Here is a 26,844-nt window from a genome sequence, read left to right as displayed (position 1 = left end):
TTTCGAAGTCCGAGGGTTTAGTGGTTTAAAACGAAGTGTTTTTAATTCAATCGTTGCAATAAAACACCGCACTGCAAAAAGCTCTTTCCGGTTCTGAAATTTTTTTTCTTTTCGAAGCTAACATGGATTACATTGCCAAAACTATATTTTTGTTCCAAAGCGTATACCACATTGATCAAAGATTTATAATCTCCTTGTAATGTGAAATTATAAGTTGTCGTCGTTTCTTTAGAGGTTTCATCAACATAAACGTGTGGTTCTTCAAAAATAATTATCTTAAATTCTGAATTGACAGACAAGGTGTTAAGGACTTTAAGTATGTTATTCTGTAATGAGTTTCCTTCTACATTATTTTTTTTCAGAATTTCATCCAGTTGTTTTTCTTTATTGGCTAATGTTGCTAATTGTGCAGGAGCAGATTGGTACGCTTCTTTTTGACTTTGGAGTGTAGCTACTTTTTTACTCACAGCAAAGGTTTTAGAAAAACCATATTGATAGGCAATGAATAAGACTAAAATCAGGCCTATGATTAACGCTATGTTTTTATTTTTCTGTGTCATCAATTAGATTAATTGCTATTTCGAATGCGGACGTATTTTTTTTATCCCATCCATAATTAATTGTGGTTGCCTTTACAAAGGATACATCTTCTATGCTATCTAACCAGGCTGTAAAAGCAGCTTTGTCTGATGAATTACCTGTGATTAAAAGGGTGCGCTCTCTAATAACAATAGGTTTTTCAGTGCGTATGGTCTTTGCAATCGGTTGATATGTAAAAGAATTTAGCGTTACCGTTGTTGGTAACGATTGTATAATTTGATCTATATAATATGAACTTTTAGAGAACCCTGTATTTACAATACTTTGTACAATCGCCTCTTTCGTATTAACAATTGATTGTTGTTTTTCAATCCCTTTTTTTTGAGTACTATATATTTGCTGCTCTTCTTGTAATTCTTGCCAGGCTGTATACTTGCTATTAAAGACAAAAAAGTTGATTAACAATGAGATTAGCAAAAAACCAATTCCGTATTGTAGTGTTTTCTTAAAGAATTGAGATTCTTTATAGGTGTGTAGAAGTTCTGCGTTTTTCTCCTCAGTATTGCCGGAAATAGAGGTTTGATTGGTCACCGTATCCAGAATACACGCAAAAGGTAATGTATGCGTACTGGGAATAACTATAGTTTCAATTTTGTATTCTTCAATACTACTATTGTTGGATTCAATTGAGGAAATTTCGCCATTGTTACTTAGGATAGTAGAAGAATATGTTAATAATTCTGTGTCCCGAAAATAAGATAATAATGATGAGATTCTAAGATCTCCCAAATCAATATTAGTGATCTGAATATTTACTTTTTTATAGGCTGAAATGAGTGTGTCGACATATTGTTTTCTACAAATTGCAACAAAAGACTTTTCTGAAGTCTTTAAGATTTGGTAATAAAAATCATTTAGATCCAGATTAGGATAAGCTTCAGTTAGAATTTCTTGATCAGTGCCAGTAGAGAGTATCTCTTTACTTAATACATTACTATCAGTAATACTAAGATTTGCTTTTGTAGTAATCTTAATATACTGAGATAGCATAGTAAGATCTTTTAGAACGAAATGTTGAATAACATCTAGCTCATCTTTCTTCTGTTCTACCTCGATCCCGATGATTATGGGATTGTTTTCTCGTTCTGATTGCTCAAAAGCAAGAAAAGACTTTTTTATTGGATTATATGATAATAATGATGCTCCCATTAATAAAACACGGTGGGTTTTATAATTACATTTAATTTTTTCCTAGAGTCTTCTCTTCTTCTTTTACTGAATAGCCATTTGATTATAGGAATACGAGATAATATAGGTGTTCCTGATCCGGAATCATTCTTTACTTTTTCCTCAATACCTCCTAAAATTGCTACATCATTGGCCTGCATTCGCATAATAGACGAAAATCGTCTGCTATTAATATCCGGTGGAGCATCTTCTGCAATACGCTCACCACTAAAATTAGATTGTATCACTTGTATATCCAGCGTAATCTGACCATCTCCGGAAACAAAAGGTTTAAATTCTAAGGCTAATTCTGCATCTATAGGTTGGTAATTGACGATTTCTGAAGTCTGAGGATTTTGTGATCCAAAAATGTTCTGACTAGTAACTGCATAATACGTTGTCTGTCCGCTAGACAAATAAGCTTTATGACCATTTAATGTACTTAGTTTTGGCGTGGACAATATTTTTACATTTCCGTTAGACTCCATAGCCTTTATATCCATATAGAAATTAGGAACCACATTACCAAGGTTTAAGGATCCAAAACCATCAAAGCCACCTATAATTCTATTGATTGTTTGTGCGCCAAGAGTGATATTCGTATTTGGAAAAGTAGCTCCTTCTGTAGTGGTGGGTTCTTTGCCTATTCCAAATTCTACGCCTGTTTCTACAGTTGCACTTTTGCTAACTTCCAGAATCATAACTTCAATTAGTATGAGTGGAACAGGTTTGTCTATATATTTTATGAAATTTTTAAATTTTTCTACTCTTGTTCCAGATCCACTTACTACAAAGCTGTTTAGTTCAGTATCTATTTTAATATCTAGCCCTTCTGTTATAGAAGCAGGAAAAATATCTGAAATAGATCCAGCCTGTGCACTGTTAGTGCTAGTGCTCGAGGAGTTTCTTGATGTTCCGGAGTTCAATCCTACTTGATTTCTATTATTACCTCTATTTTGATTAAGATTAGAGTTTCCTTGATTTCCAAAGAAATTGGTTCCTCCAGTTACAAAATTATTGTTTCCAAAACTATTTCCTCCTAGTCCTCCCGCAGGGTTGGCATCACCCAACATAGCAATCGATCGGTGCATCATCTGAACCATCTCTATTTTTTTGATGGTCAATTGATTTTCTGTTCCAAAATAATAAACATCTCCTTCTTTTTTGAAGGTGAAATTATTAGACGTTGGAGTAGTGGGACTACTTTGAAAACCTCCTTGTTGATTAGGACTATTATTTCTGTTGTTTTGATTATTTGGTGCAGGATTTTGCGTTGCAGCATTAGAATTACTTTCAAAAATTTTGATTAGTAAATCATCAAAACTAATGGCTTCTGCTTTTACAGTAACATTACCAGCATTCTCTAGTGGAGAAGCTGTAAAAATATTTAGTTTCAAGTCTTCTGATAGATTATTAATAAGTTCTCCAACGGAAGAATTTTTTAAATCAACGGATAATACTCTATTTAATGTGTCTACAATCTTATAGTTAACGTTTCGTCTATTTCTTCGGCTTCTGGAACTAGAATTGTTTGAACCATCATTTAAACCAGGAATGCTTTCAAATTCATAAAACCCATCTCTGGTTTTATTAAAATCCAAATCATTGGTTTCTGCTAGTTTTTGTAATGCAACTTCAATTGGTACATTACTTAGATATAATGACAGGTTTTTAGCGTTTAATTCTGGAGTGTATAGTAGGTTTTTGCCTGAAACTTCTGTTATTTTTCTGAATACTTTAGGCAATGGATCGTTTCTTAGGTCTGTTGATATAGTACCTGCTGCCAAATCATAATTAATGATGAGTTCCTTCTCCTTTACTACTTCTGTAGGTGGAGCGTACTTTTTTATAGATAGTATGTTGCCAGTAAATTGAATGTCGAGTTGATATTCTTTAACCAGGAAAATCAACAAGTCTTGTACAGTAACATCGTTAAAACCATTAATTATGTTAATAGAGTTAAGTTGATCAGAAAGATTAATATTAATTTTATGAACCTGCGAAACTGCTCTTAAAAAATTAACTAGCGTAGTATTAGAAATGTTTACGTTTATTTTTTCTGTTAAACCAGGAATCTCTACACTTAGTAATTGTAATTTATTTTCCAGTGTAGCAATTCTGGTGTTGTTTTCAGATTGATTTTGAAAAGTATCTTGAGCATAGGATAGTATTCCAAAATTAAAAATGAAACATATTAAAAGTATGTTTTTTTTCATAGTATTAGTTGTTTGCCAATAACGCATATACTTCTTCTACAGAAGTTACACCTTCCCTTACCAGGCGTATTGCATTAATTTGTAGCGTATCAATATTTTGGGTGGCAATGTAGTCATCAATTTGCAACTCATTATGACGTATTGCGGTCTCTAATTGTTTGGTAATAGGTAGTAGTTCATATATTGCTTTTCTACCAAAATATCCCGTTTGATAACAATGATTGCAACCAGTTGCGATATAATGTGTCTTTATTTCTTCAGGAATATCATATCCTAAAGGAAAATCTTTGGTTTCTGATTTCTTCTCTATTTTACAATGCAGACACAGCTTGCGCACAAGTCGCTGCGCAATACTCATTGTCAGTGTACTTGCTAATAAAAAAGATGGAACTTTCATATCAATAAGCCTGGAGATAGTAGCCCAAGCAGAGTTGGTATGTATTGTGGATAAGACTAAATGACCAGTCAATGCTGCTTTAATAGCCATACTAGCGGTTTTGTCGTCTCTAATCTCACCAACCATAATTATGTCTGGATCCTGACGTAAAAAAGCTCGAAGCGCCGCCGGAAAATCAAATTCTATATCTTCTCTAAGTTGTACCTGATTTATACCTTCTAAGGTGTACTCAATTGGGTCTTCTATAGTTAAAATATTAGAAACTTCTTTGTTAAGCTCTTTTAAAGTAGCATACAGCGTTGTCGTTTTTCCAGAACCAGTTGGACCCGATATTAAGATAATTCCTTGTGGTTTTTTGGTGGCTTCTCTATATAATTCTAGTTCTTTATTAGTAAATCCAAGATCATTAAGTTGTACGTCTTGTGTGTCTCTACTTAATAATCGCAATACAATTTTTTCTCCATATAGTGTAGGCATTGTGGATACCCTAATATCAAACTCTTCAGAACCATTTTTAAAGGTAATTCGCCCATCTTGAGCCAGTCTTTTTTGTGAAATATCCAATCCTGATTGTATCTTGATTTGGTTAACTAGTTGAGGATATTCTTTATTACTAATAGTATACTGCTCTTTCAATTTTCCATCCAGTCTTAATCGTACTCTACAAAATTTTTCATAGGGTTCCATATGAATATCACTACTGCCAAAATCTTTTGCAGTTGTAATTAATTTTTGTAAAAAATTGTCTTCATAATGTAGTTTTTGATTAGAGCTAGCGGTTGTTTTTCTATAATTTAGTGTAAGATATGATTGTAAGTTTTCTTGTGTTTCTGGTATGAGTACAACCTCTTGATTGAGAATTATAGAAAGCTCTTTTTGAAGATTATCTAGATTTTCTGAATCTGTTTTGAATTGTATCGTATCATCTTCTTTAGAAAATGGAATTATTCTATAATGAAATGCTTGATTTGGAGTAATCAGCTGTTTGATATGAACCGGTATTTCGAAAGATTTTGTTTTCATTATAGTAAATACAGGTTAATTTTATGTGTAATCCAACTACCCATAAAAATTAGTATTAAAAATAAAGACATATATCCGGCTAATGGGATAGTGTTGTACTTGGTGTTGTTTTTTGCGATTAACCAAATCCCTAAAGAAAACAGTAGAGAAAATACAAACAGTATAATAAAAGTTATGGTTGGAAAAGCGATTGCTAAGGCTAAAAAGAACAAAGCGTCTCCTATACCGAATACTTCTTTAAAAAATGGACGTTTTATTCGTATTAGTGTATATAGATAAAGTACCAAGAGTATTGAAAGTATTAGTCCTGTATTCATTAAAATAGTATTTTTAAAATGAAGCGGGAGTACATTGTGATAATGAAAGAATCCTAGTAAAATAGTGAGGCTTGGAAATAAAAACCAGTAGACTTCTCGATTGCGGAGATCTTGTTGTGTAATATATCCTAAATTCAAAATTATAAGTCCTTTTAGAATCAGCATTAGTCCTTAGTAATTTGTTTGGGGCTTCCGTTTTCGTCAATCTCCCAGATATTAAATACTCCGTCACCATCAAAATCTACTACAGCCGTTGCTCTAGCCTTGAAATTAGAAATAGACGCTTCGAGGATTTCATAACTGTAGTTCGCAGTACCTCCATTTTTTACTGTGTTCGGAGCTTCATAATTTATTTCATTAAAGTCTAAAGAATACTTAGAATTAAGATACCTATACTGAGTTTGCATATTACTAATTGTTTTCAATTGTATTTTAGCTTCTTGTGCTTTGGTTTGCGCAATAAGGGGTAAGAAGTTTGGTAATGCTATTAGTAATAATATTCCTATAATTGCTAAAACCAAAAGCATTTCCTGAAGGTTAAATGCTTTGATTTTGTATATCTTATATTTATTATTCATAAATTAATTGATAGTTTATTTTTAGGTGTGCAAAAATATACTTTTTTTATATTCCTAAGGTTCTGATGTTTATATTATTGATGTTATTTGAGTGATGCTACATTGAATAGTGTCATAAGTAGCAACTTTGTTACCATCAAAAAATAAATAATATTATTTTTTAACATAATAGCTCCTTAGAAGAATAGTTTGTTAATTCTAGTAACTGTGTAAAAGGATGGTCTTTTTAAGAGGTTAACCTTGAAAAAGAATGATTTAAGGTGATTTTTTTTCAAAAAAACTAAAAACAGAACCTCCATATTTGCGAGCATTGCTAAAGTTGGCAACATCATCCAGTTTGGTGTGCTTAGAGTGTTCTATGATCAAAACACCATCTTCGTTGAGTAAATCGTGCTCAAAAACTAATTCGGCAATTTTTGTAAACTGCTCATTCGTAAAGTCATAAGGTGGATCAGCAAAGATAATATCTGATTTCCGTTTTACTTTTCCCAGATAATGATATACATCACTTTTTATGGTATCGATATCGAAATCAAGCTCTTTGGCTATACTTTTTATATAGCCAACACAGGCATAGTGCGTATCAACGGCTGTAATATGTTCTGCACCGCGTGAGGCAAATTCATAGCTAATATTACCTGTTCCGGCAAAAAGATCAAGCAGTGTAACCTGAGAAAATACATAATGATGATTAAGGATGTTAAACAATCCTTCTTTGGCCATATCAGTTGTAGGCCGCACAGGTAATCTTTTGGGAGCCTGTAATCTTTTTCCTTTATACTTTCCGGAGATAATTCGCATACTAAAAATGATTTAATAAAACAAAATGTTGGTGATCATCAATAGGAGGTAAAGCTTCAGAGAATTTGGTATCGTTGTTTCTATTCCCAAAATCCACATGACGTATGTATTTGTGTGCAATGGTGTAACAAGGGCTGTTTTTCGAAATATCACCTAAGAAAACTAATTTAAACTCTTCTGGATTCAATCTTAATTGCTCTGCAGCAAACATTGTATAATATAAAAAATCTTCACTGGTTTCATAAATATATGAATTACTCAATAGCAGTTTTCCTTTATTAGTAATTACGAGATCAAATGTTTTAGAATTCATATGTGCAAAAACTCTCGTAGTTTCACTATTCTTCTCTTTTGATAAAACATTATCGACGAGTATCGTTGAAGCGTGTTTGTAGGTAAATGATCCGAAAGTTTCAAAAAAGAAATTATTAATATTGGTGTACGGGATATAAACGGTCACTATTTCGTGTTGATCCAATTCATCATACGCTATAAAATCATTTTCTAATACTTTAATATTGTGTTTTAAATAATCTTTTAGAGATTCAGAATTAAACAAAGCTTTAGGAACACAAGTATATAGATCGTTCTGATAAATAACTTCTACAACATCAAAGTTGTGTATTAGATCTGTATTGTGATCGAAGTTGTATTTTATTTTTTCTAATACTTGTTCTGGAGATAAATGTATACCAAAATCATCTTGCTCTAAAGCAATTATCTCATTATCGGAATTTACTGTACAAAAAGAAAGTCCATTCAGGCTTACCTGAATGGACAATGTATATTTTGTATTACCAAAAGTATTACTCTTCTTGTTTTGTGTTTGAGTCATAAGTTTTTGGCCAGTTTCCGGTAGTATTTACTTCTTGCATAGAACCAACTGATAAGAATGGTCCATCTACACCTTCCACAGATTTTACTTGTTTTTCCTGATATAGTAAATCTTTATCTAGATCGTGTAATAGAATATCCTTAGATACTTTAGCTTCAAAAACGCTAATTCTAATTCCATTTTTATCAATAAAACCAGCATCAAGGTCAAACTTAGCATCTTTACCATCTACAGGTACATTCATCATAGTTTTGTAACGATCACTTCCTCCAAACAAAGAATCCTTTATAGCCGCATAACCAAGCGTATCTACTACGACAGTATCTCTTGGTTCGTCTATTTGTAAAATTTTATTAAATCTGATAAAACTAGAATCTCTACGTTGAGTAAGAGTGAATTTAGCAGTATCTATAAAAGCAATTAACTTGGCCGGATCTTTTTCGAATCTACCAACTACCGTATTATGGGCTAGTTCTGCTTGTCGAATATCTCTTAAGTTTTCGATAGCTTTTGCATAACGCACTTTTTTAATCTTGTTGAATCGTACAGGACCCATTACAGAATTGTATACCATGTAACCCAAGGCTGCGATAACTACCCATAGAACTAATTGAAGAACAATTTTCATTTTATAATTTAGCTTTTAGACATTAGTGTATACGCAAATCTACAATTTTTTTTCAATCGTAAAAGTTTATAGCCAAAAAATCATTACTATCTTTGATTTATTAACAGAATATGAATTTAAGGATTATGGATATTTCATGAGGGAAACAGAGTTTTATCAGTTATTAAAAGACGATTTTCCTTTTGAACCTACTCTAAGACAGGATATTGTACTTCAGAAGCTTTCCGCTTTTATCTTATCAGGCACAAAAGATTCACTTTTTTTATTAAAAGGGTATGCGGGGACAGGAAAAACAACTTTAATAGGAACTTTGGTCAAAAATCTGGGAAAAGCGAAATTAAATTCTGTTTTATTAGCTCCTACAGGTCGCGCTGCGAAGGTAATTAGTAATTATTCGGGTAGGCAAGCACAAACGATACACAGAAATATTTATTATCCAAAAAAAACAAGTAGTGGAGGTCTTGCTTTTCAATTAAAACAAAACAAGAGCAGAAATACCATATTTATAGTAGATGAGGCTTCTATGATCCCAGACACACCTAGTGATAGTAAACTATTCGAGAATGGATCATTATTAGATGATTTAATGATGTATGTGTACTCAGGTCATAATTGCAAAATCCTTTTTATCGGTGATACAGCTCAGTTACCACCAGTTAGGTTAGAAGTAAGTCCTGCTTTGGATGCTGATAATTTATCAATGGGTTTTAATAAGGATGTAACCCAAATTGAATTAGATGAAGTAGTAAGACAGGCTGAAGATAGTGGTATTCTAATGAATGCAACATCATTAAGAGAACTGCTGAATGATGGGTTTTATGAGTCTTTTCAATTTAATATAGAAGGGTATCCTGACATTATAAGATTGATTGATGGACATGATATTATGGATGCCTTAAATGATTCGTATGCTAGTTCTGGTCACGAGGAATCGGTAATTATCTTGAGGTCGAACAAAAGAGCCAATATATACAACCAACAGATTCGTTCCAGAATACTTTTTCAGGAAGAAGAACTCTCTGCCGGAGATTACTTGATGGTTGTAAAGAATAATTATTTTTGGTTAGACAATAAGAGTGATGCAGGATTTATAGCTAATGGGGATATTATCAAAATTCTGGAAATATATGCTATAAAGGAATTGTATGGCTTTCGTTTCGCGGAAGTGAAAATTGCTATGGTGGATTATCCAGATCAAAAACCATTGGAAACCGTTTTGATTTTGGATACGTTAACTTCAGAAACACCTTCTTTGTCCTATGAAGAATCCAATAAGTTGTATCAGGAAGTAATGAAAGATTTTGAAGGAGAAAAATCAAAATACAAGAAGTTTCTTGGAGTGAAAAACAATAAGTTTTTTAATGGGTTACAAGTAAAATTCTCTTATGCAATTACCTGTCATAAATCACAAGGAGGGCAGTGGGATACGGTTTTTATAGAGCAACCTTATCTTCCGGATGGAATCAATAAAGATTATTTACGTTGGTTATATACTGCGGTTACTAGAGCTAAAGAAAAATTGTATCTTATTGGGTTTAAAGACGATTTTTTTATTGAGAATTAAATTATTTATAAATGCAAGAAACAATTTTAAGCATATGTTTAGGAATTGGACTAGCGGCTTCTGTTGGTTTTAGGGTGTTTCTGCCATTATTAGCAGTTAGTTTGGCAGGTCATTATGGTGTTATTCCTTTAAATTCTAGTTGGCAATGGGTAGGGAGTAATGTAGCCTTAATCGTTCTATCTATAGCTACAGTAGTTGAAATTTTAGCTTATTACATCCCTTGGTTTGATAATTTACTCGATACTATAGCGATTCCACTTGCTGCAATAGCTGGTACGGCAGTTATGGTATCAACTGTTGCTAATTTGAGTCCTATAGTAACTTGGGCACTGGCCATTATTGCAGGTGGAGGAACAGCAACCACAGTAAAAAGCACAATGGGAGCATCTAGATTAACATCTACAGCAACTACAGGAGGATTGGCAAATCCTGTTATCGCAACTGTAGAAACGGGAACAGCATCTGTGATGTCTCTGATATCTATTTTTATAGCACCCTTAGCAATTATTTTGGTAATACTGCTGTTCTTTGGTTTAAGAAAAGTTTATAAAAAACTATTTACTCGCTCTTCTTGAAAATCGATTTAAAAAAGTTATTTTTGGACCTTCGAAAAGCACACAATTTTGAACAAAACTAATCTGAAAACCATCGCAATGATTCCTGCGAGATATGCTGCATCCCGATTTCCTGGGAAATTAATGCAGGATCTTGAAGGGAAATCTGTTATTCTAAGAACATACGAAGCCGCAGTAAGTACATCATTATTTAGTGAGGTTTATGTGGTTACTGATAGCGATATTATATTTAAAGAAATTACAGCTCATGGCGGTAAAGCTATCATGAGTATTAAAGAGCATGACTGCGGAAGTGATAGAATCGCTGAAGCTGTAGAAAATATGGATATTGATATTGTAGTCAATGTTCAAGGAGATGAGCCCTTTACCGAAAGAGAAAGCCTTGAAAAGGTTTTGGAAGTATTTCAAGGAGATGATGCAGAGAAAATAGATCTGGCAAGTCTTATGACCCCAATGAATGATTGGGATGATATAGTGAACCCAAATAGCGTGAAAGTAATTGTAGATAAAGATGATTATGCTTTATACTTTTCTCGCGCTCCAATTCCATATCCTAGAGATAAAGAAATTAGTCATACATATTATAAACATAAAGGAATTTATGCATTCAGAAAGCAAGCAATTCTAGATTTTTATCGCCTACCGATGAGAACTTTAGAGGCTTCTGAAAAGATTGAATGTATTAGATATCTGGAATATGGTAAGAATATAAAAATGATAGAAACACATCACGAAGGTGTGGAAATAGATACCCCGGAAGATTTAGAAAAAGCAAAGAATTTAATTAATAAACAAAATCTTTTGAACATTACATCTACGGTTACTTCTAAGGTTAAAGAATCAATCCATAAGAATTTTCCTATGGTGCCAAGAGTGGTTTTTGGCAAAGGATCCTTTAATCAACTAGAGCAAATCCTTTCTCCAGAAAGAAAAAATGGTGCCCCTTTTATTTATCTTATTGATGATGTTTTTGAAAATAATAAAACGTTTATTGAAGATAGGATAAATTTATCAGGTAATGATAATATAGTTTACGTATCTACAAAAGAAGAACCTAAAACGTCTCAGGTAGACCAACTGGTATCAGAATTTAAAAGTGCATACAGTTTTACACCAAGCGGTATTATTGGTATTGGTGGCGGATCTATAATGGACCTGGCAAAAGCTGTAGCTATTATGATGAACAATATTGGTAGTGCTACAGAGTACCAAGGTTGGGATCTTGTGGATAATAAAGCGGTGTATCATGTGGGTATTCCAACAATTTCTGGAACAGGAGCAGAGGTGTCAAGAACAACAGTATTGACAGGCCCTGAAAAAAAATTAGGTATCAATTCTGATTTCACCCCTTTTGATCAGGTAATTCTGGATCCGGAATTAATAAAAGAGGTACCTAAAGATCAATGGTTTTATACAGGGATGGATTGTTATATTCATTGTATTGAATCTTTAAATGGTACGTATCTGAATGCATTTAGTCAAAGTTATGGCGAAAAAGCATATGACCTTTGCAAAGAGATCTTTTTAGAAAACACGCTAGATAAAGAAGAAGCAGACGCAAAACTAATGATGGCTTCTTGGCATGGAGGTATGAGTATTGCTTATTCGCAGGTTGGAGTTGCACATGCTATGAGTTATGGATTAGCTTACGTTTTAGGAACTAAGCATGGAATAGGAAACTGTATTGTTTTTGACAAGCTTGGAGATTATTACCCTGAGGGTGTAGCACTTTTTAAGAAAATGAAAGAAGTTCATAATATTGAACTGCCTGCAGGAATTTGTGCTAATGCAACAGAACAACAGTTAGATACTATGGCATCTGTAGCCTTAGGTTTAGTCCCTTTGTGGGAAAACGCTTTAGGCGAAAATTGGCAAGAAAAGATGAATGCTGATACTTTGAAGGCAATTTATCGTACACTATAATCCTATAATCAGATAACAATGAGAAAACTATCATCTTTTATATTTCACAAAATTATGGGGTGGAAGATGATAGGAGATTTTGATGGTGATAATATAAAGAAGTGTGTTGTTATTGCAGTTCCACATACTAGTTGGCATGATTTTTATATAGGTTTACTTATCCGACAGGTTGCGGGTGTTAAAATCAGTTTTATGGGCAAGAAAGAACTTTTTAAATGGCCATTTGGTTGGTATTTTAGAAAAGTTGGAGGAATTGCATTGGATAGAACTCCCGGTCAAAATAAAGTTGAAGCCATCGCAAAAGAGTTTGAGAAGCGTGACGAGCTTAGATTAACCTTAGCTCCAGAAGGAACAAGGAAAAAGGTGTCGTCTTGGAAAACGGGGTTTTATTATATTGCTCAGGCGGCTAATGTACCTATCCTTATGGTTGCTTTTGACTTTGGAAAGAAGCAAGTAGTAGTGTCACCTCCATTTTATCCTACTGATGATATTGATAAAGACTTACAATCTATGTATGGTTTCTTTAAAGGTGTAAAAGGAAAGATTCCTGAATATAGTTTTGAACCAGATATTTAAAACTTTCTAGTATTTTCTTTTTTAATTATCTCCTTTTTAGGTTCTTCTTTTTCTTCTTCTAAAGCACTTGCCCCAAAAAGCAATTCTGTACTGGAGAATGTTGTTCCAAAAGTTTTTGCTGCAAGATAAACTTGAGATATAGCACTTTCTACTTGTTCTGTGCTTAGCTCTTTTAAAGGATGTACATACGCAGACCAAAGAATTCCATTAGAAATCGCATATTTAACATCAAGAGCCGAATGAAAGTTCGCGGTCATAGAATCTAATAACAAATCTTTATCAAGATTATTAGATTCCGTAATAGGAGCTATAATTCGCATTCTATTATTTTTTGCATCGGTAATACATAACATTGGAGTTTCTTTATAAACAAACTGCCAGTTTCCCAGGATTCCAGTCAAGGTATCAGCTTTTTTGGTAATAATCTCACCTAAGGTGTCATTATTCATGTTTTGAGCTTGAGAAAATAATCCCATAGAAAGAAATACCAAAAAGATCCAATGCTTCATAATTGTATTGATTTTTAATTAGGTCGTAAATACTTTTTAAACATAACAAAAAAAGACCGCCTTATCAGACAGTCTTTTCATAAAGTATTGTTATTCTTTTGTTTACTCCTCAGAAGATGACTCTTCCATAGAATGATATACATTTTGTACATCATCATCTTCTTCTATTTTTTCTAGAAGCTTTTCTACATCAGCAGCTTGTTCTGGAGTAAGTTTCTTAGTTACTTGTGGAATACGTTCAAAACCGGATGATAAGATTTCAATTTCTCTACTTTCTAATTCTTTTTGGATAGCACCAAAGCTTTCGAAAGGAGCGTAAATTAAAATTCCATCTTCATCCTGGAACACTTCTTCTGCTCCAAAATCTATAAATTCCAGTTCCAATTCTTCAGGATCAAGACCTTCTCCATTAATTCTAAAGTTACATGTATGATCAAACATAAATTCTACAGAACCAGATGTTCCTAAGTTGCCATCGCACTTATTGAAATAAGATCGCACATTAGCAACTGTTCTATTGTTGTTATCAGTAGCAGTTTCTACTAGTATAGCGATTCCGTGTGGAGCATATCCTTCAAACAGTACTTCTTTATAATCACTTTGGTCTTTATCAGAAGCTTTTTTAATAGCACGCTCTACATTGTCTTTTGGCATATTTACAGCCTTTGCATTCTGTATGACTGCTCTTAAGCGTGAATTAGAAGCTGGGTCAGGACCACCTTCTTTTACCGCCATTACAATATCTTTACCAATACGAGTAAATGCTTTGGACATTGCTGACCAACGTTTCATTTTACGTGCCTTTCTGAACTCAAAAGCTCTTCCCATAATCTAAATTTAAAATCTGAATACAAACATAAGTAGAAACCAAATGTTTCACAAATACATATTCATTTCCACTTAATTTTTATTCTTCTTCTACAATTCCGTCAATGGCTCTGGCAAGTTGAAAATCTTTTTCAGTAACACCATCGGCATCGTGTGTAGATAGACTTACATTAACTACGTTATAGACATTGGACCAATCGGGGTGATGGTTTAGGGCTTCAGCTTCAAAAGCAATACGAGACATAGCTGAAAAAGCATCTTTAAAGTTTTCGAATTCGAATGACGTATGAAGTGCATTATCTTCATATTCCCAACCATCCATTTTTTCTAGTCGAGAGGCAATTTCAGTTTCAGTTAGTTTCATAATAGTATGATTTTTATTTAAAATTATTATTTGTAATGTTGTTTTAAAGTCCCAATTCTTGCCTTAGCACTTCATCTTTATTACTGTTCTTTCCCCAATAAGCAGATTTGATGCGTTTTAGTTTAGTAGCTTTTGTGGTTAATTCTTTAGCATTAGCACCAAAACCACTTTTAAAAGTTTCTGACCAGCCTTCTATTTCGTATGGGAAAGAACTATTAAAAGTAATACTGATACTTCTGTTCAATTCTGGGTAGTTTATGGTATAAATATTAGAAGTTGCATCTTTTTGTAAGGTAGCTTTTGCCGAATATGCTTTAATCTCTTTGTGTTTGAGTCTAGAATATTCAAAAGAAGGAATGATTTTTAAGTCTCCTTGCGGTAAGTTATCAGGGTCGATTCTGATTTTTGCCCACAATTCGTTTTCTAGAATATCTTTTTCTAATGCAAAATTCTGATCTGCTTCTCCCTGAAAGTAGGAGTGAGACATCACATCAAACTTTTTGCGATTATTTAATTGTGCGTACACATGCCCGCACCACTCTTGCATTGAGCTAGATATTTTAATAGCGTGTTGGTTGTCTGCAACAGGATAAAAGGTACTTTGCATAATTGAATATGGATATATACCTGTATTAAACTTTTTAGTAGCATTTAGCTTTAGAACGGGTACATTTTCTGTGTTTTGATAATCCGCTTTGACTTGTTCCTTGCTAAGAAAATCTTCAGTTACATAAATAAGAACAGCTTTTCCTTCTCTGATTTCACCATATCGAGCTTGTTCTAACTGATAAGATGTAATTTCTGCATTACCGGCATACCAGTATTTTTTAAAACTTTCCGAAAGCTCTTTTGCTGGTTTTAAAGCTGATGTTGTGTTTTCGGTAATTACTTTTTCCGCATTTTTGGTCTTTTCATCTGCTTTGATATTACTGCAAGCAATAATTACCAAAACACCTAATATTCCGAATAGGAGCAATGACTTTTTCATAATATGTTTTTTATGCTTTTATATAGCAAATTACGATAAAGCTATGATCCGGCAAGTTTCATTAACGTTTCGTAAACAAGTTGTACGGGAAGTCCCATAACATTAAAATAGCTTCCTTCTATGTTGGTAATACCTATATATCCAATCCACTCTTGTATGCCATAGGCGCCTGCCTTATCCATTGGAGAAAAGGTGTCTACATAATAGTCTATTTCCTCGGTGGTAAGCGGTTTAAAAGTAACTTTTGTGGTTTGATTTATAATTTTGGTAGTAGTAGCCGTCTTAAAACATACCGATGTAATTACCTCGTGAGTTTCTCCGGATAATGAGGCTATCATATTTTTAGCGTCTTGTGCGTCTTTAGGTTTTCCGATAGCTTTATTATGGTGCCAAACGATCGTATCACTGGTAACCAAAATATCATTTGGTTTTAGTTGTATGAATTCATCTGCTTTTAATTTTGCCAGATAATCAGATATTGCTGATGCTTTAAGATGATCAGGATATATTTCGTTGACTTCTTTCAATTGGATTGTGAAGTCCAAATCCAAATCCCTGAAAAATTGTTGTCTTCTAGGTGATCCGGACGCTAGAATAAGGTTATGATTCTTTAATAATTCTCTTAGCATATGTTAAAGTAGAATAAATTGATATAACAATATAGATAGGGAGGCTAAAAACAATACCATTTTTAAAATAAGGCTTAACGTTTTAAAGTCCTTATTGGTTTCTGCACTCCAGCTTTTGAACATAAAATATAATAAAGGTGCTACCAAGAGTCCCAAAACTAAAACGACTGCAGTAGAATTGCTGAATAGATATGTATAAACATAGTAGATAATTAATCCAATCGGAATTATCGTCAATCCACCAATGAGTTTTACAGTGCGATCTTTTCCTAAAGCTATAGGGATTGTTTGTATGCCAGCATTATGATCCCTGTCTATTGAGAAGCAGTCTTTTACAATTTCACGAATAGTAACGATAGTAAAAGCAAAAACAGAATAGTCTACTATAATTAGAAAGATAACTTTCTGAGAAGCTCTATTCTGATCAGTAATGGCAGGAAGTAAATCAAAAATGGCAACGGAAATTAACCCTAAAGCCATTAGAATGCCTATAACTACATTTTTTAGAACTAAAATTTCCTTTAAATACGTAGCGTAGATATAAAATATACCGGAAACTATGATAAATAAAGCGGCTAACTTAGGTTTTCCTATACTATTGGATAGATAGAAACCAACGGCAACTCCAATAACATTAAAAATTATAAAAAGACGATTAGCGATCTTTTCCGAAATGATTGCATTTGTGTTTTCTTTCTTGATAGCATATTCTTTGTTTTCAATATATAGCATAACATTTGCCGCTGCAACCAAAGAAATTGTAGCGATAATCAAAAGTGAAATCCCGAATCCATTTAATGTAATAGCAATGTCAAAAGGTTCAAAAAGACCATATTTAATACATAATTGTGCTATGGCTATAAGAATGAGATTATCGAATTTAATTAGCTTTAAATATGCTTGCATGAAAAGATAGGTTGTATTAGTCCGCAAATGTAATAATTTATCCTTTTGGATGCGCCATTAACTTATCCTCTTAAACCCTTTGTTTTATGTGATGATAAAGATTTATTAACGTTAACGGTGGGTTAACAGGACTGAATTCTTCGGTTTATTTAGGACTATGCTATAGTTTTGATCTCATCGACAATCAAAAAGCGAATAGTAATGCTAAGAATCATCATCATTTTATGTGTAGTGTCTAGTTCCTTTGGACAAACTAAGTATCAGAAAGATTTTGAAAATTATTGGAAAATAGTTGATCAATACTTTGCATATTTTGATGTTCAGAAAACAGATTGGAACGAAGTAAGAAGGATTTATCAACCTTCTGTGGATACAATTCAAAATGATGATGATTTTATTCGTTTGTTAGAAATGACTAATAATGAACTTTATAATGGTCATATAGGTCTAAATACAAACCTGGCTTCATCAAGTAGACTATTGCCAACAGGAACTGATATATGGGTGTCATACAAGAATAATTGTTTTATTATATCTGCTATTAGAGAAGGGTTTCCTGCAGAAAAATCCGGTTTATTATTAGGAATGGAAATAACAGGATATAATGGTATTGTAATTTCTGAAGCCATAAAAAGATTTTTGCCTAAAAGCATTAAAAAACACACCAATAGAATGTATGAATATGCAGCGAATCTGTTAATAGCTGGAACTCATAATACAAAAAGGAGATTGAATGTTAATGACTCATTAACATTCAATCTGGAAAATGTAAAGAATAATGGCCTAGCAACGCTTGTAGAAGCAGAAGTAATGGATCATAATATTGGATATATAAAAATCAATAATTCTCTAGGTGATAATAATACGATCCAGATTTTCGATAAAGTTTTAGATAGCTTATGGAATACTAATGGAATCATTTTGGACCTTAGAGATACACCAAGTGGCGGAAATACAACCGTAGCAAGAGCTATAATAGGAAGGTTTATAGCAAAAGAAGCTCCTTATCAACGTCATAGTTTTGTATATGAAGAAAAGTTATACGGAGTTAGGAGAAATACGATTGAATTGGTTTCTTCAAGAGGAGAAACTTATGAAAAGCCACTGGTTGTTCTCTGTGGTAGATGGACTGGCAGTATGGGAGAAGGTATGACTATTGGTTTTGATGGATTGAATAGAGCAGAAATAGTAGGTACAGATATGGGAGATTTGTTAGGCGCTATCTATAACTACACATTGCCAGAAACCAACATTGGATTTCAGATTCCTGTAGAAAAGTTATTTCACATAAATGGAATGCCTAGAGAAGATTTTAGTCCAAAACATTATATCTTAGATACCCAGGATCAGTTGCAAAAAGCGATTGATATCATTAAAGAATCTTTATAATGAAGCAAAAAGTAAATACACTCATCATTACATCTATCATAGCTTTGTTAGCGCTATGTGGTATACAAGCGTATCTAATACACAATACATACCAACTAAAGAAGGATGTATTTATTAGAGAGACAAAAAGTGCTATCAATAACATTGATAATACAAAAGAGATGGATTCCTTAGCGGAGCTTTGGTATACGTACTTAAGCGAAAGTCTTGCAGAGTATAAGAAAAATAATATCCAGAAAAAAGAGGCGCTGAATAGGTTTAAACCTAAAACTGATTCTTTAAATGATCTATTCATATCGTATTACAAAAAAGAAATAGCAAGTCGTAATTTAGAATATGATATACAGTATAAAAAGGATATTAAGAGTATCGTTATTTTTGAAGAAGAAAAGATGGATACCATTTTTTCTGCTGCTACTGGAGGAGATGCATATGTGTTTGGCGAAAAATTTCCTAAGGAAGATGAAGTAATGATGAGTAAAGCTCGCTGGTTTACTGATCTTGATTATGAAAACGAAATTAATGAAGGATCAATCAAAATGTCTTTGGACATAGAAGTGAGAACTGTAGATTACATAAATATAATAGGGTGGAAACGAATAGTGTTTAAACAGATGGCTACGTTATTTATTTTTTCGGTGCTATTATTTCTTTTCGTAGTTAGTCTGTTTTTCTATTCTATTAGGAATTTGATTCGTCAGAAAAAATTAGCAGATATAAAAACTGATTTCATAAATAATATTACACACGAGCTTAAAACTCCATTGGCAACTTTAGGGATCGCTTCTAAGAGTTTAAGAAAAGCTGAAATACAGAATTCTTCTGATGCATTTGCTAACACATTAGATATTCTTGATCGTCAGAATATTAGATTGCAGAATCTTGTTGATCAGGTAGTTACTAATAGTTTAGGTTCTGAAGAAATAGTACTTAAAAAAGAAGAAGTATTAGATGATACATATTTTCAGAATGTTTTGAAGGATTTTGAATTATCTGTTCAGAACAAAAGCGTTAGTATTGTCTCAAAGATTGAATTTAGAGAGGTGCATTTAAACATTGACAAATTTATGTTTACTACAGCTTTATTAAATGTTTTAGATAATGCAGTAAAATACGGTAAAGAAAAAGTAGAAATCGTTTTTAGAACATACCTTAAAGACGATCATTATGAGATATCTATTCATGATAACGGAATCGGAATTTCTGAAAAGGAGCAGCGTAAGATTTTTGAGAAGTTCTATCGTGTCAGCAAAGGAGATGTTCACGATGTAAAGGGTTTAGGCTTAGGATTGTTTTATACCAGTCAGATCGTTAAGGCACATCAAGGAACAATTTCTTTAGAGAGCAAACCTGATTTAGGAACTACGTTTACTATAGTATTACCAATAACCGAATAATTATGCAGCATATATTATTAGCAGAAGACGACTTTGATTTTGGAAGCATTTTAAAACAATATTTAGAGCTGCATGGGTACAAAGTAGTTTGGGCTCAAGATGGTAAAGAAGCTTTGCAAATCTTTTCTGAAGAACAATTTGATATCTGTGTTTTTGATGTAATGATGCCCAAAATGGATGGTTTTACATTGGCAGAAAAAGTAATAGAGTTAAACCCAGAAATTCCATTTGTTTTTCTTACTGCAAAAAAAATGAAAGAAGATAAAATTCGTGGTTTAAAACTCGGTGCTGATGATTATATCGTAAAACCTTTTGAAGCCGATATTTTGGTTCTAAGACTTCAGAATATTCTAAAGCGATCGCAAAGAGTTCAGCCTATACGGGAAGAAGTCATTACCATTGGAGATTATAAGTTTGATGCAACTAATCATTGCTTAAAACTAAATGAAGAACGACAGAAGCTCACAGAAAAGGAGGCTATCTTAATTCAGTACTTATATGATCATAAAAACACTATGATAAAAAGAGAGCGTTTATTAAAGGATGTTTGGGGAAATGATGATTTCTTCTCAGGAAGGAGTATGGATGTGTTTATAAGTAGATTAAGAAAATATTTTAAGGAAGATAATAATATAACAATAGAAAGTGTAAGAGGAGTAGGTCTCACATTTAATTTGAAATAAAGAAATTTTATCAATCATCAATCATCAATCAAAAAACGAATACTTATGAGAACAGTTAGTATAATTCTGTGCATTGTAGTGTCATTTTATGTCAGTGCACAAACATCAGTTGATCAGTTAAATAAAAAAATAGATTCCATATACAAAACAAGTAAGATAGCTGGTTTTGGAGTTTCAATAATGACACCTGATAAGATACTTTATCAAAATGGATTTGGTTACGCTGATATAGAAACAAAGAAAAAATATACCGTAAATACCATACAAAATATAGGATCTGTTTCTAAAACTTTTATTGGAATAGCTTTAATGAAAGCCATTGAAGATGGTAAACTAAGAATAGATACACCGATCAATGATGTTTTACCTTTTACCATAAATCACCCAAAGTACCCAGAAGTTCCAATTACTATAAAACATTTAGCAACCCATACATCTTCAATTTTAGATACCGATGCGTATGAAAAAAGTTATGTTTTGGAAGAAGAAGTTGAACTAAAGGAAGAAAACTTCACTAAAAACGAATATAAAGAATTGAAGGCGATGGGGATTAATAAAAAATATAGTTTGGAAAACTTTCTTAAAAATCATTTAACTCCTGAAGGTGAATGGTATCATCAACGTAATTTTTTAAAGCAAAAACCGGGAGATAGATATGAATATTCTAATGTTGGATCAGCATTATTAGCATATATTATTGAAGTAGCTACAAATACTTTTTTTACGGAGTATACACAACAATATATCTTAGATCCATTAGAGATGAAAGATTCAGGTTGGTCATATAAATCTATTGATAAAACTAAGCATGCTTCTATATACACTGAGGCTGGAAATAAAATTCCAAGATATCAATTAATTACCTATCCCGATGGTGGATTTAGAAGCTCTATCGAAGATTTATCTAAATATCTTCAAAAGTTAATGAGAGGATATTATGGAGAGGATAGTATTCTTAAAACAACTTCTTTTCAGGATATGATGTCCCCAAAGTTAACTAAAGAGCAGTATAATACTAAAAAGGAAATAAAAGATAACTATGGATTCTTTTGGGAGGTTTCTCCTTCTGGAAAAATGGGTCATAATGGATCTGATCCAGGGATTCTAACGCTTATGTATTTTAATAAGAAAGATAAGGTAGGAGCAGTGTTCTTTATGAATACAGGTATAGATGAAGATAAAGATATTATCAATTCTGTTAGGAGTATTTGGAAGCTGATCAAACAATACAAAAAGGATTATATAAATACCATATAAAATATATCAATCAATAATCTGTCCGCCTCGGGCGGATCAAAAAACAAATATCATGAGAACATTAATTTTAATTACAGCCAATCTTATTTTAGGAATATGTACAACCATGGCGCAGACAACAGAAACTAGTTCATCAAAATCTTCATCAGAGTTTTCGATTACATACGACACGGATTCACCTAATAAAAAATATTATAGATCTTTTACGGTGTTAGACATGGATGATGATTATAGGATAAAAGTTAGATTTATGAAATCCTTAAAATCTAATGTAAAATCATATTTAATAGATCAGTTTGGAGAAGAAAAAATGAAGATCAAAGACGGTACATTTCTTTGGGCAGAAATGGTAGATGAAGAAGAGATGTATGAGATAAAATTAAAAGGAAACAAATTACGAATCAATGTCAGTAAAGAATTAGCATCCGATAAACTGATTAAAAGGTTTAAACAAGTAGGAGAAGAATTAAAAAAAATAACTTCTAAATCAGAAGAGATCTAAAATCAAGTAATTATAAACATCAATCATTAATCAAAAAACGAATATTATGAAAACAATCATTTTTATGTTATGTATAGCGTTAGCTATACCAGCAGTAAACGGACAAACAAGTTCCAATTCTAAAGTAACCGTTAATTATTCTAGCGATGACGATAGTAATGGATATAAAATAAATATTTCTATTTCCAATACGGATGATATTTATACGTTAAAGGCAAGTTTTCCTGCAGACAAAACGGATAAGGTTAAAAAGTTTTTAAATGATCATCTGGATACAAAAATGTCTAAAAACTATGGATCCTATACCTGGAACTATATTAACAAAGGAGAAGAAGGATATAAAGTTAAATTAAGAGAAGGAAAACTATCTGTCTTTTTGGATAAAGAAGCTGTGTCTATTGATTTGGTAGAAGATTTGATAGATGCTTTTAGTGATTTACGAGAACTAATCAAGGATTAATAAGTAGGATAACTGTTTAAATGGGCCTTATCGATGATGATAGGGCTCATTTTTTAGAATAGTAAAACCTCTATACAATTGCTCAATAAAAAATAGACGAATCATTTGATGAGAGAATGTCATTTTTGATAATGAAAGTTTACTGTTAGCTCTATTATATACATCAGGACTAAACCCATAAGGTCCACCAATTACAAATATCAATTGCTTGATGCCACTATTCATATGTTTCTGCAAAAGTTGGGAAAAAGCAACAGAATCATATTGTTTGCCATTTTCATCCAATAGTATCAAAACATCAGAAGTACTGGTTTTAGCTAAAATTAATTTTCCTTCTTTATCTTTTTGTTGTGCCTCGCTTAGGTTTTTGGAATTCTTTATATCGGATATGATTTCAAACGTGAATTTGATATAAAACCCTAACCTTTTGATATACTCAGCAATAAGATTCTCTAGTTGTTTATGATCCGTTTTACCTACTGCGATTAATTTAATTGTCATTGATATAGTTTCTTTATTGACTTCTTACTTCGTACTTCCAACTTCGTACTTCCAACTTCGTACTTCCAACTTCGTACTTCCAACTTCGTACTTCCAACTTCTTTTCCTACTTTAGCAAAAATAACCATTCAATATGATTACAAAAGCTCAATTTGATAACGAAATTGAATTAATAATTGAAAATGCTATTAGAGAAGATGTAGGTGATGGAGATCACAGTTCGTTGGCCTGTATTCCTAATACAGCAACAGGGAAAGCTAAATTATTAGTGAAGGATGAAGGGATATTAGCAGGTGTAGAATTTGCTAAAAAAGTATTTAACTATGTAGATCCGAAAATGGAGGTTGAGGTAAAGATTGAAGATGGATCAAAGGTGAAATATGGCGATATTGCTTTTTATGTATCAGGAAGTTCCCAATCGATTCTAAAAGCAGAAAGGTTAGTTCTTAATGCTATGCAAAGAATGAGTGCTATTGCTACAAAGACAAATCAATTCGTACAGTTATTAGAAGGAACAGGAACTAAGATTTTGGATACAAGAAAAACCACTCCAGGAATCAGAGCTCTTGAGAAATGGGCAGTGAAGATCGGTGGAGGAGAGAATCATAGATTTGCATTGTATGATATGATTATGCTAAAAGATAACCATATTGATTTTGCAGGCGGTATTACCAATGCTATAGAAAAGACAAAGAAATATCTGGAAGATACTAATAGAGATCTTAAGATTATTGTAGAAGCTCGTGATCTCAATGAAATTAAAGAAATATTGAAAACTCCTGGAGTGTATAGAATCCTAATAGATAATTTTAATTATGATGACACTAGAAAGGCAGTGGAACTTATCGGAAATACTTGTCTTACGGAATCCAGTGGAGGAATAAATGAAAAAACTGTTCGGAAATATGCAGAATGCGGTGTCAATTATATTAGTAGTGGCGCTTTAACCCATTCTGTTTATAATCTCGATTTGAGCTTGAAAGCAATATAGCGTATGTCAAAAGCAGTTGAAGATAAACTCAATAAGATTCCGATTATAAATATTTTGATTAAAATCGGAAAGAAAATTATTCTTCCAGGTTTTGAGGGTCTTTCTCTTTATGATTTAGTTGAAATTTATACAATAGGAATTGTTAAAGGAACATTCTCTGCAAGAGCCAGTGCGATTTCTTGGAGTTTTTTTTTATCCCTGTTTCCTTTTCTGTTATTTTTATTAAATCTAATTCCTATAATACACATTGATGGATTTCAGGAGAATTTTTTCGAATTCATAACTTCAGCCTTACCCAATCAATCCAAATTATTCTTTGAAGAAATATATAGTGATATTTCCGCTAACCCAAGAACAGGGTTATTATCTACAGTTTTTGTACTCTCATTGTTTTTAATGACAAATGGAATTAATGCAGTGTTTTCAGGGTTTGAATACTCATATCACGTTACACTGAATCGTAATTTTGTAAAACAGTATATAGTAGCTTTAGGAGTCTCGCTAATTGTGGCATCGTTATTGCTTATCACGGTAATAGTGACGCTATACTTTAGTTATTTATTAGAAGATTTAAAAGAGATGGGAGTCATGGATAATACTGTTTTTTGGTTACAATTTGGAAAATATGGTTTATTCGTTTTAATGATTTTTCTGGTAATAGCCACTTTGTTTTATTTTGGTACAACAGAAGGAAAAATGAATAGGTTTTTTTCACCAGGAGCATTTATGACTACCATACTTATTATGGTAACAACATATTTATTTGGTGTATACATAGACAATTTTTCTAACTATAATAAATTGTACGGATCAATTGGAGCTATGCTGATTTTAATGGTATATATATGGTTAAATGCAAATTTACTGTTATTAGGTTTCGAATTAAATGCATCACTTATAAAATTGAAGAAGAATTTTTAATATTTTAGCATTATACAAACAATTAATTTAATAAAAATGAAAAAATTAAGCTTATTATTTATTCTTTTAGTAACTCTAGGAACTACTCAGGCACAGGATAAAGATGCTATACTGCCGGATACAGTAACTTTTAATGGAGAAGACTTGATGAAAAATGGAGAAGGGATAAGAGAAAAGTTCTTTTTCGATATTTATAATGGAGGATTATATCTTAAGAAAAAAAGTGCTAGTGCTGGTTCAATTGCTGCTGCAGACGAAACAATGGCGATAAAATTACATATAGTATCGGGTATGATGTCTAGAAGTAAAATGGAATCAGCGTTAAGAGATGGATTTAAAAAATCTACTAAAGGAAACACAAGCTCTTTAGATAAAAGAATCAACACGTTCGTTGGGTTCATAAAAGATGAAATCGAAAAAGGACAGATCTATGATATTGTTTATGAGCAAGGTAAAGGAAGCGTTATCTATAAAGATGGAGTAGAAAAAGGATATGTAGAAGGATTAGACTTTAAAAAAGCATTATTTAACATATGGATTGGAGATAATCCTGCAGATAAAGATTTGAAAAATAAAATGCTAGGTGGTTCTTAAGACAAAAAGTATTGTTTTGACGGTGAAATACACAAATTTAACATTTTTTTTCAACTTTTCCTGTGCATGCATAATAAATTTTATTATTTTTGCAATAGAAGGAAAAATTTAAATATTAATACACCCCAACAAAACTTTAACAAAGATGAAAAAAATTACTTTACTAGTTGTAGCACTTATTTCTTTAACAACTGCTACAGCGCAAATCAGAATCGGTAAAGCTGTATTACCTTACGAGGAAAATTTCGGAGATACAGATCTTAAGTTAAACGGAGCGGGGATGCGTGAAATGCTTTGGATCGATTTATATGCTGGAGGACTTTATCTACAAAAAAAGAGTAAGGATCCAAGAGCGATTCTCGATGCAAACGAAACCATGGCTATAAAGTTAAATATAGTTTCGGGTTTTGTAACACAAAAGAAAATGATTAAGGCAGTTCGTGATGGTTTTAACAAAGCAACTTTTGGCAATACCAAATCGTTAGATGAAAGAATAAACAAGTTTATTAAGTTTTTTAATGAACCTATCGTTAAGAATGATATTTTTGATATTGTATATATAAAAGATGAGGGAGTGAAAGCTTTTAAGAATGGAAAAGAGCTTGGTGTTGTAGAAGGACGAGACTTTAAATATTCATTATTCAAGATATGGTTAGGTGATGAACCTGCTAGCGAAGGAATTAAAAACGGAATGTTAGGAATCCAGTAATTCTTTCCTAATAAAA

At 32.4% G+C, this 26,844-nt stretch carries 30 protein-coding genes; 14 read left to right on the top strand and 16 right to left on the bottom strand.

Annotated elements, in window-relative coordinates; translation table 11 throughout:
- Nucleotides 1-41: 41 nt before the first annotated feature.
- The 9 genes from Q0910_RS26335 to Q0910_RS26295 all read right to left on the bottom strand — a co-directional run bounded on the left by Q0910_RS26335 (nt 42) and on the right by Q0910_RS26295 (nt 8,562).
- Entirely contained in the window at nt 42-560 is a 519-nt protein-coding gene (locus tag Q0910_RS26335; RefSeq protein ID WP_299223283.1) for a hypothetical protein, read from the bottom strand.
- Complete coding sequence (locus Q0910_RS26330) at nt 544-1,749, bottom strand: hypothetical protein (protein ID WP_299223281.1); 1,206 nt, start codon at nt 1,747-1,749, stop codon at nt 544-546. Before Q0910_RS26330 ends, Q0910_RS26335 begins: the two co-directional genes overlap by 17 nt.
- Nucleotides 1,749-3,983: a general secretion pathway protein GspD gene (locus Q0910_RS26325; RefSeq protein ID WP_299223279.1), complete on the bottom strand. Its 2,235-nt coding sequence runs from the start codon at nt 3,981-3,983 to the stop codon at nt 1,749-1,751. The genes Q0910_RS26330 and Q0910_RS26325 overlap by 1 nt, the downstream gene beginning before the upstream one ends.
- A 4-nt stretch (nt 3,984-3,987) precedes the next feature.
- On the bottom strand, nt 3,988-5,403 hold the full coding sequence (locus tag Q0910_RS26320) for a GspE/PulE family protein (protein WP_299223277.1): 1,416 nt from the start codon (nt 5,401-5,403) through the stop codon (nt 3,988-3,990).
- Entirely contained in the window at nt 5,403-5,720 is a 318-nt protein-coding gene (locus tag Q0910_RS26315) for a hypothetical protein (RefSeq protein ID WP_299223275.1), read from the bottom strand. Before Q0910_RS26315 ends, Q0910_RS26320 begins: the two co-directional genes overlap by 1 nt.
- Before the next feature lie 164 nt (nt 5,721-5,884).
- Entirely contained in the window at nt 5,885-6,298 is a 414-nt protein-coding gene (locus tag Q0910_RS26310; RefSeq protein ID WP_299223273.1) for a prepilin-type N-terminal cleavage/methylation domain-containing protein, read from the bottom strand.
- Between the two features lie 255 nt (nt 6,299-6,553).
- On the bottom strand, nt 6,554-7,099 hold the full coding sequence (locus Q0910_RS26305) for an RsmD family RNA methyltransferase (protein ID WP_299223271.1): 546 nt from the start codon (nt 7,097-7,099) through the stop codon (nt 6,554-6,556).
- A 1-nt stretch (nt 7,100) separates the two neighbouring features.
- A complete protein-coding gene (locus Q0910_RS26300) occupies nt 7,101-7,934 on the bottom strand; it encodes a DUF3822 family protein (protein ID WP_299223269.1) in 834 nt (277 codons plus the stop codon).
- Nucleotides 7,906-8,562, bottom strand: a complete 657-nt coding sequence (locus tag Q0910_RS26295) for a hypothetical protein (protein ID WP_299223267.1) — start codon at nt 8,560-8,562, stop codon at nt 7,906-7,908. Before Q0910_RS26295 ends, Q0910_RS26300 begins: the two co-directional genes overlap by 29 nt.
- 136 nt (nt 8,563-8,698) lie before the next feature.
- Here Q0910_RS26295 and Q0910_RS26290 point away from each other — a divergent pair, with 136 nt between their 5' ends.
- The 4 genes from Q0910_RS26290 to Q0910_RS26275 all read left to right on the top strand — a co-directional run bounded on the left by Q0910_RS26290 (nt 8,699) and on the right by Q0910_RS26275 (nt 13,200).
- On the top strand, nt 8,699-10,126 hold the full coding sequence (locus Q0910_RS26290) for an AAA family ATPase (RefSeq protein WP_299223265.1): 1,428 nt from the start codon (nt 8,699-8,701) through the stop codon (nt 10,124-10,126).
- 11 nt (nt 10,127-10,137) lie between these two features.
- Nucleotides 10,138-10,701, top strand: a complete 564-nt coding sequence (locus Q0910_RS26285) for a DUF4126 domain-containing protein (protein ID WP_299223263.1) — start codon at nt 10,138-10,140, stop codon at nt 10,699-10,701.
- A 78-nt stretch (nt 10,702-10,779) separates the two neighbouring features.
- Entirely contained in the window at nt 10,780-12,624 is a 1,845-nt protein-coding gene (gene kdsB, locus Q0910_RS26280) for a 3-deoxy-manno-octulosonate cytidylyltransferase (RefSeq protein ID WP_299223393.1), read from the top strand.
- An 18-nt stretch (nt 12,625-12,642) separates the two neighbouring features.
- The gene (locus Q0910_RS26275; RefSeq protein WP_299223261.1) at nt 12,643-13,200 is read left to right on the top strand and encodes a 1-acyl-sn-glycerol-3-phosphate acyltransferase; all 558 of its coding nucleotides are present in this window, start codon (nt 12,643-12,645) and stop codon (nt 13,198-13,200) included.
- On the opposite strand, the gene Q0910_RS26270 is transcribed toward Q0910_RS26275, so the two are convergent.
- The 6 genes from Q0910_RS26270 to Q0910_RS26245 form a co-directional block, all read right to left on the bottom strand.
- Nucleotides 13,197-13,709: a hypothetical protein gene (locus Q0910_RS26270; RefSeq protein WP_299223259.1), complete on the bottom strand. Its 513-nt coding sequence runs from the start codon at nt 13,707-13,709 to the stop codon at nt 13,197-13,199. The genes Q0910_RS26275 and Q0910_RS26270 overlap by 4 nt on opposite strands.
- Before the next feature lie 102 nt (nt 13,710-13,811).
- Nucleotides 13,812-14,537, bottom strand: coding sequence for a YebC/PmpR family DNA-binding transcriptional regulator (locus Q0910_RS26265; RefSeq protein WP_299223257.1), 726 nt, complete (start codon nt 14,535-14,537; stop codon nt 13,812-13,814).
- 79 nt (nt 14,538-14,616) lie between these two features.
- Nucleotides 14,617-14,904 (bottom strand): 4a-hydroxytetrahydrobiopterin dehydratase, encoded by a 288-nt coding sequence (locus Q0910_RS26260; protein WP_299223391.1) that lies wholly within the window; start codon nt 14,902-14,904, stop codon nt 14,617-14,619.
- A gap of 40 nt (nt 14,905-14,944) precedes the next feature.
- The gene (locus Q0910_RS26255) at nt 14,945-15,889 is read right to left on the bottom strand and encodes a septum formation inhibitor Maf (RefSeq protein WP_299223255.1); all 945 of its coding nucleotides are present in this window, start codon (nt 15,887-15,889) and stop codon (nt 14,945-14,947) included.
- Between the two features lie 41 nt (nt 15,890-15,930).
- Nucleotides 15,931-16,518, bottom strand: a complete 588-nt coding sequence (locus Q0910_RS26250) for a Maf-like protein (protein WP_299223252.1) — start codon at nt 16,516-16,518, stop codon at nt 15,931-15,933.
- A gap of 3 nt (nt 16,519-16,521) precedes the next feature.
- The gene (locus Q0910_RS26245; RefSeq protein WP_299223250.1) at nt 16,522-17,424 is read right to left on the bottom strand and encodes a geranylgeranylglycerol-phosphate geranylgeranyltransferase; all 903 of its coding nucleotides are present in this window, start codon (nt 17,422-17,424) and stop codon (nt 16,522-16,524) included.
- A gap of 201 nt (nt 17,425-17,625) precedes the next feature.
- Here Q0910_RS26245 and Q0910_RS26240 point away from each other — a divergent pair, with 201 nt between their 5' ends.
- From Q0910_RS26240 to Q0910_RS26215, 6 genes are read left to right on the top strand one after another with little or no spacing between them, the layout of a single operon-like run.
- Nucleotides 17,626-18,813, top strand: a complete 1,188-nt coding sequence (locus Q0910_RS26240; protein WP_299223248.1) for a S41 family peptidase — start codon at nt 17,626-17,628, stop codon at nt 18,811-18,813.
- Nucleotides 18,813-20,210 carry a HAMP domain-containing sensor histidine kinase gene (locus Q0910_RS26235; RefSeq protein WP_299223246.1) on the top strand — a complete coding sequence of 466 codons (1,398 nt, stop codon included), beginning with the start codon at nt 18,813-18,815 and terminating at the stop codon, nt 20,208-20,210. Before Q0910_RS26240 ends, Q0910_RS26235 begins: the two co-directional genes overlap by 1 nt.
- A gap of 2 nt (nt 20,211-20,212) precedes the next feature.
- Nucleotides 20,213-20,893 carry a response regulator transcription factor gene (locus Q0910_RS26230; RefSeq protein ID WP_299223244.1) on the top strand — a complete coding sequence of 227 codons (681 nt, stop codon included), beginning with the start codon at nt 20,213-20,215 and terminating at the stop codon, nt 20,891-20,893.
- 45 nt (nt 20,894-20,938) lie between these two features.
- Nucleotides 20,939-22,150, top strand: a complete 1,212-nt coding sequence (locus Q0910_RS26225; protein WP_299223242.1) for a serine hydrolase domain-containing protein — start codon at nt 20,939-20,941, stop codon at nt 22,148-22,150.
- A 52-nt stretch (nt 22,151-22,202) separates the two neighbouring features.
- Nucleotides 22,203-22,652: a hypothetical protein gene (locus Q0910_RS26220; protein ID WP_299223240.1), complete on the top strand. Its 450-nt coding sequence runs from the start codon at nt 22,203-22,205 to the stop codon at nt 22,650-22,652.
- 46 nt (nt 22,653-22,698) lie between these two features.
- Nucleotides 22,699-23,112 (top strand): hypothetical protein, encoded by a 414-nt coding sequence (locus tag Q0910_RS26215; RefSeq protein WP_299223238.1) that lies wholly within the window; start codon nt 22,699-22,701, stop codon nt 23,110-23,112.
- Nucleotides 23,113-23,139: 27 nt separating this feature from the next.
- Here the strand turns inward: Q0910_RS26215 and rlmH are convergent, their stop codons facing one another.
- A complete protein-coding gene (gene rlmH, locus Q0910_RS26210; protein ID WP_299223236.1) occupies nt 23,140-23,613 on the bottom strand; it encodes a 23S rRNA (pseudouridine(1915)-N(3))-methyltransferase RlmH in 474 nt (157 codons plus the stop codon).
- A 133-nt stretch (nt 23,614-23,746) separates the two neighbouring features.
- Between rlmH and nadC the strand changes: the two genes are divergently transcribed.
- The 4 genes from nadC (at nt 23,747) to Q0910_RS26190 (ending at nt 26,828) form a co-directional block, all read left to right on the top strand.
- The gene (gene nadC / locus Q0910_RS26205) at nt 23,747-24,604 is read left to right on the top strand and encodes a carboxylating nicotinate-nucleotide diphosphorylase (RefSeq protein ID WP_299223234.1); all 858 of its coding nucleotides are present in this window, start codon (nt 23,747-23,749) and stop codon (nt 24,602-24,604) included.
- Between the two features lie 3 nt (nt 24,605-24,607).
- A complete protein-coding gene (locus tag Q0910_RS26200; protein ID WP_299223232.1) occupies nt 24,608-25,525 on the top strand; it encodes a YihY/virulence factor BrkB family protein in 918 nt (305 codons plus the stop codon).
- A gap of 36 nt (nt 25,526-25,561) precedes the next feature.
- Nucleotides 25,562-26,119, top strand: coding sequence for a chalcone isomerase family protein (locus tag Q0910_RS26195; RefSeq protein WP_299223230.1), 558 nt, complete (start codon nt 25,562-25,564; stop codon nt 26,117-26,119).
- Nucleotides 26,120-26,264: 145 nt separating this feature from the next.
- Nucleotides 26,265-26,828 carry a chalcone isomerase family protein gene (locus Q0910_RS26190; protein ID WP_299223228.1) on the top strand — a complete coding sequence of 188 codons (564 nt, stop codon included), beginning with the start codon at nt 26,265-26,267 and terminating at the stop codon, nt 26,826-26,828.
- Nucleotides 26,829-26,844: the final 16 nt, after the last annotated feature.

The sequence above is a fragment of the uncultured Aquimarina sp. genome, from assembly GCF_947495315.1.
Lineage (GTDB): Bacteria > Bacteroidota > Bacteroidia > Flavobacteriales > Flavobacteriaceae > Aquimarina.
Note: the sequence above shows the minus strand (reverse complement) of the source record. Positions and strands in the feature narration are given on the sequence as shown.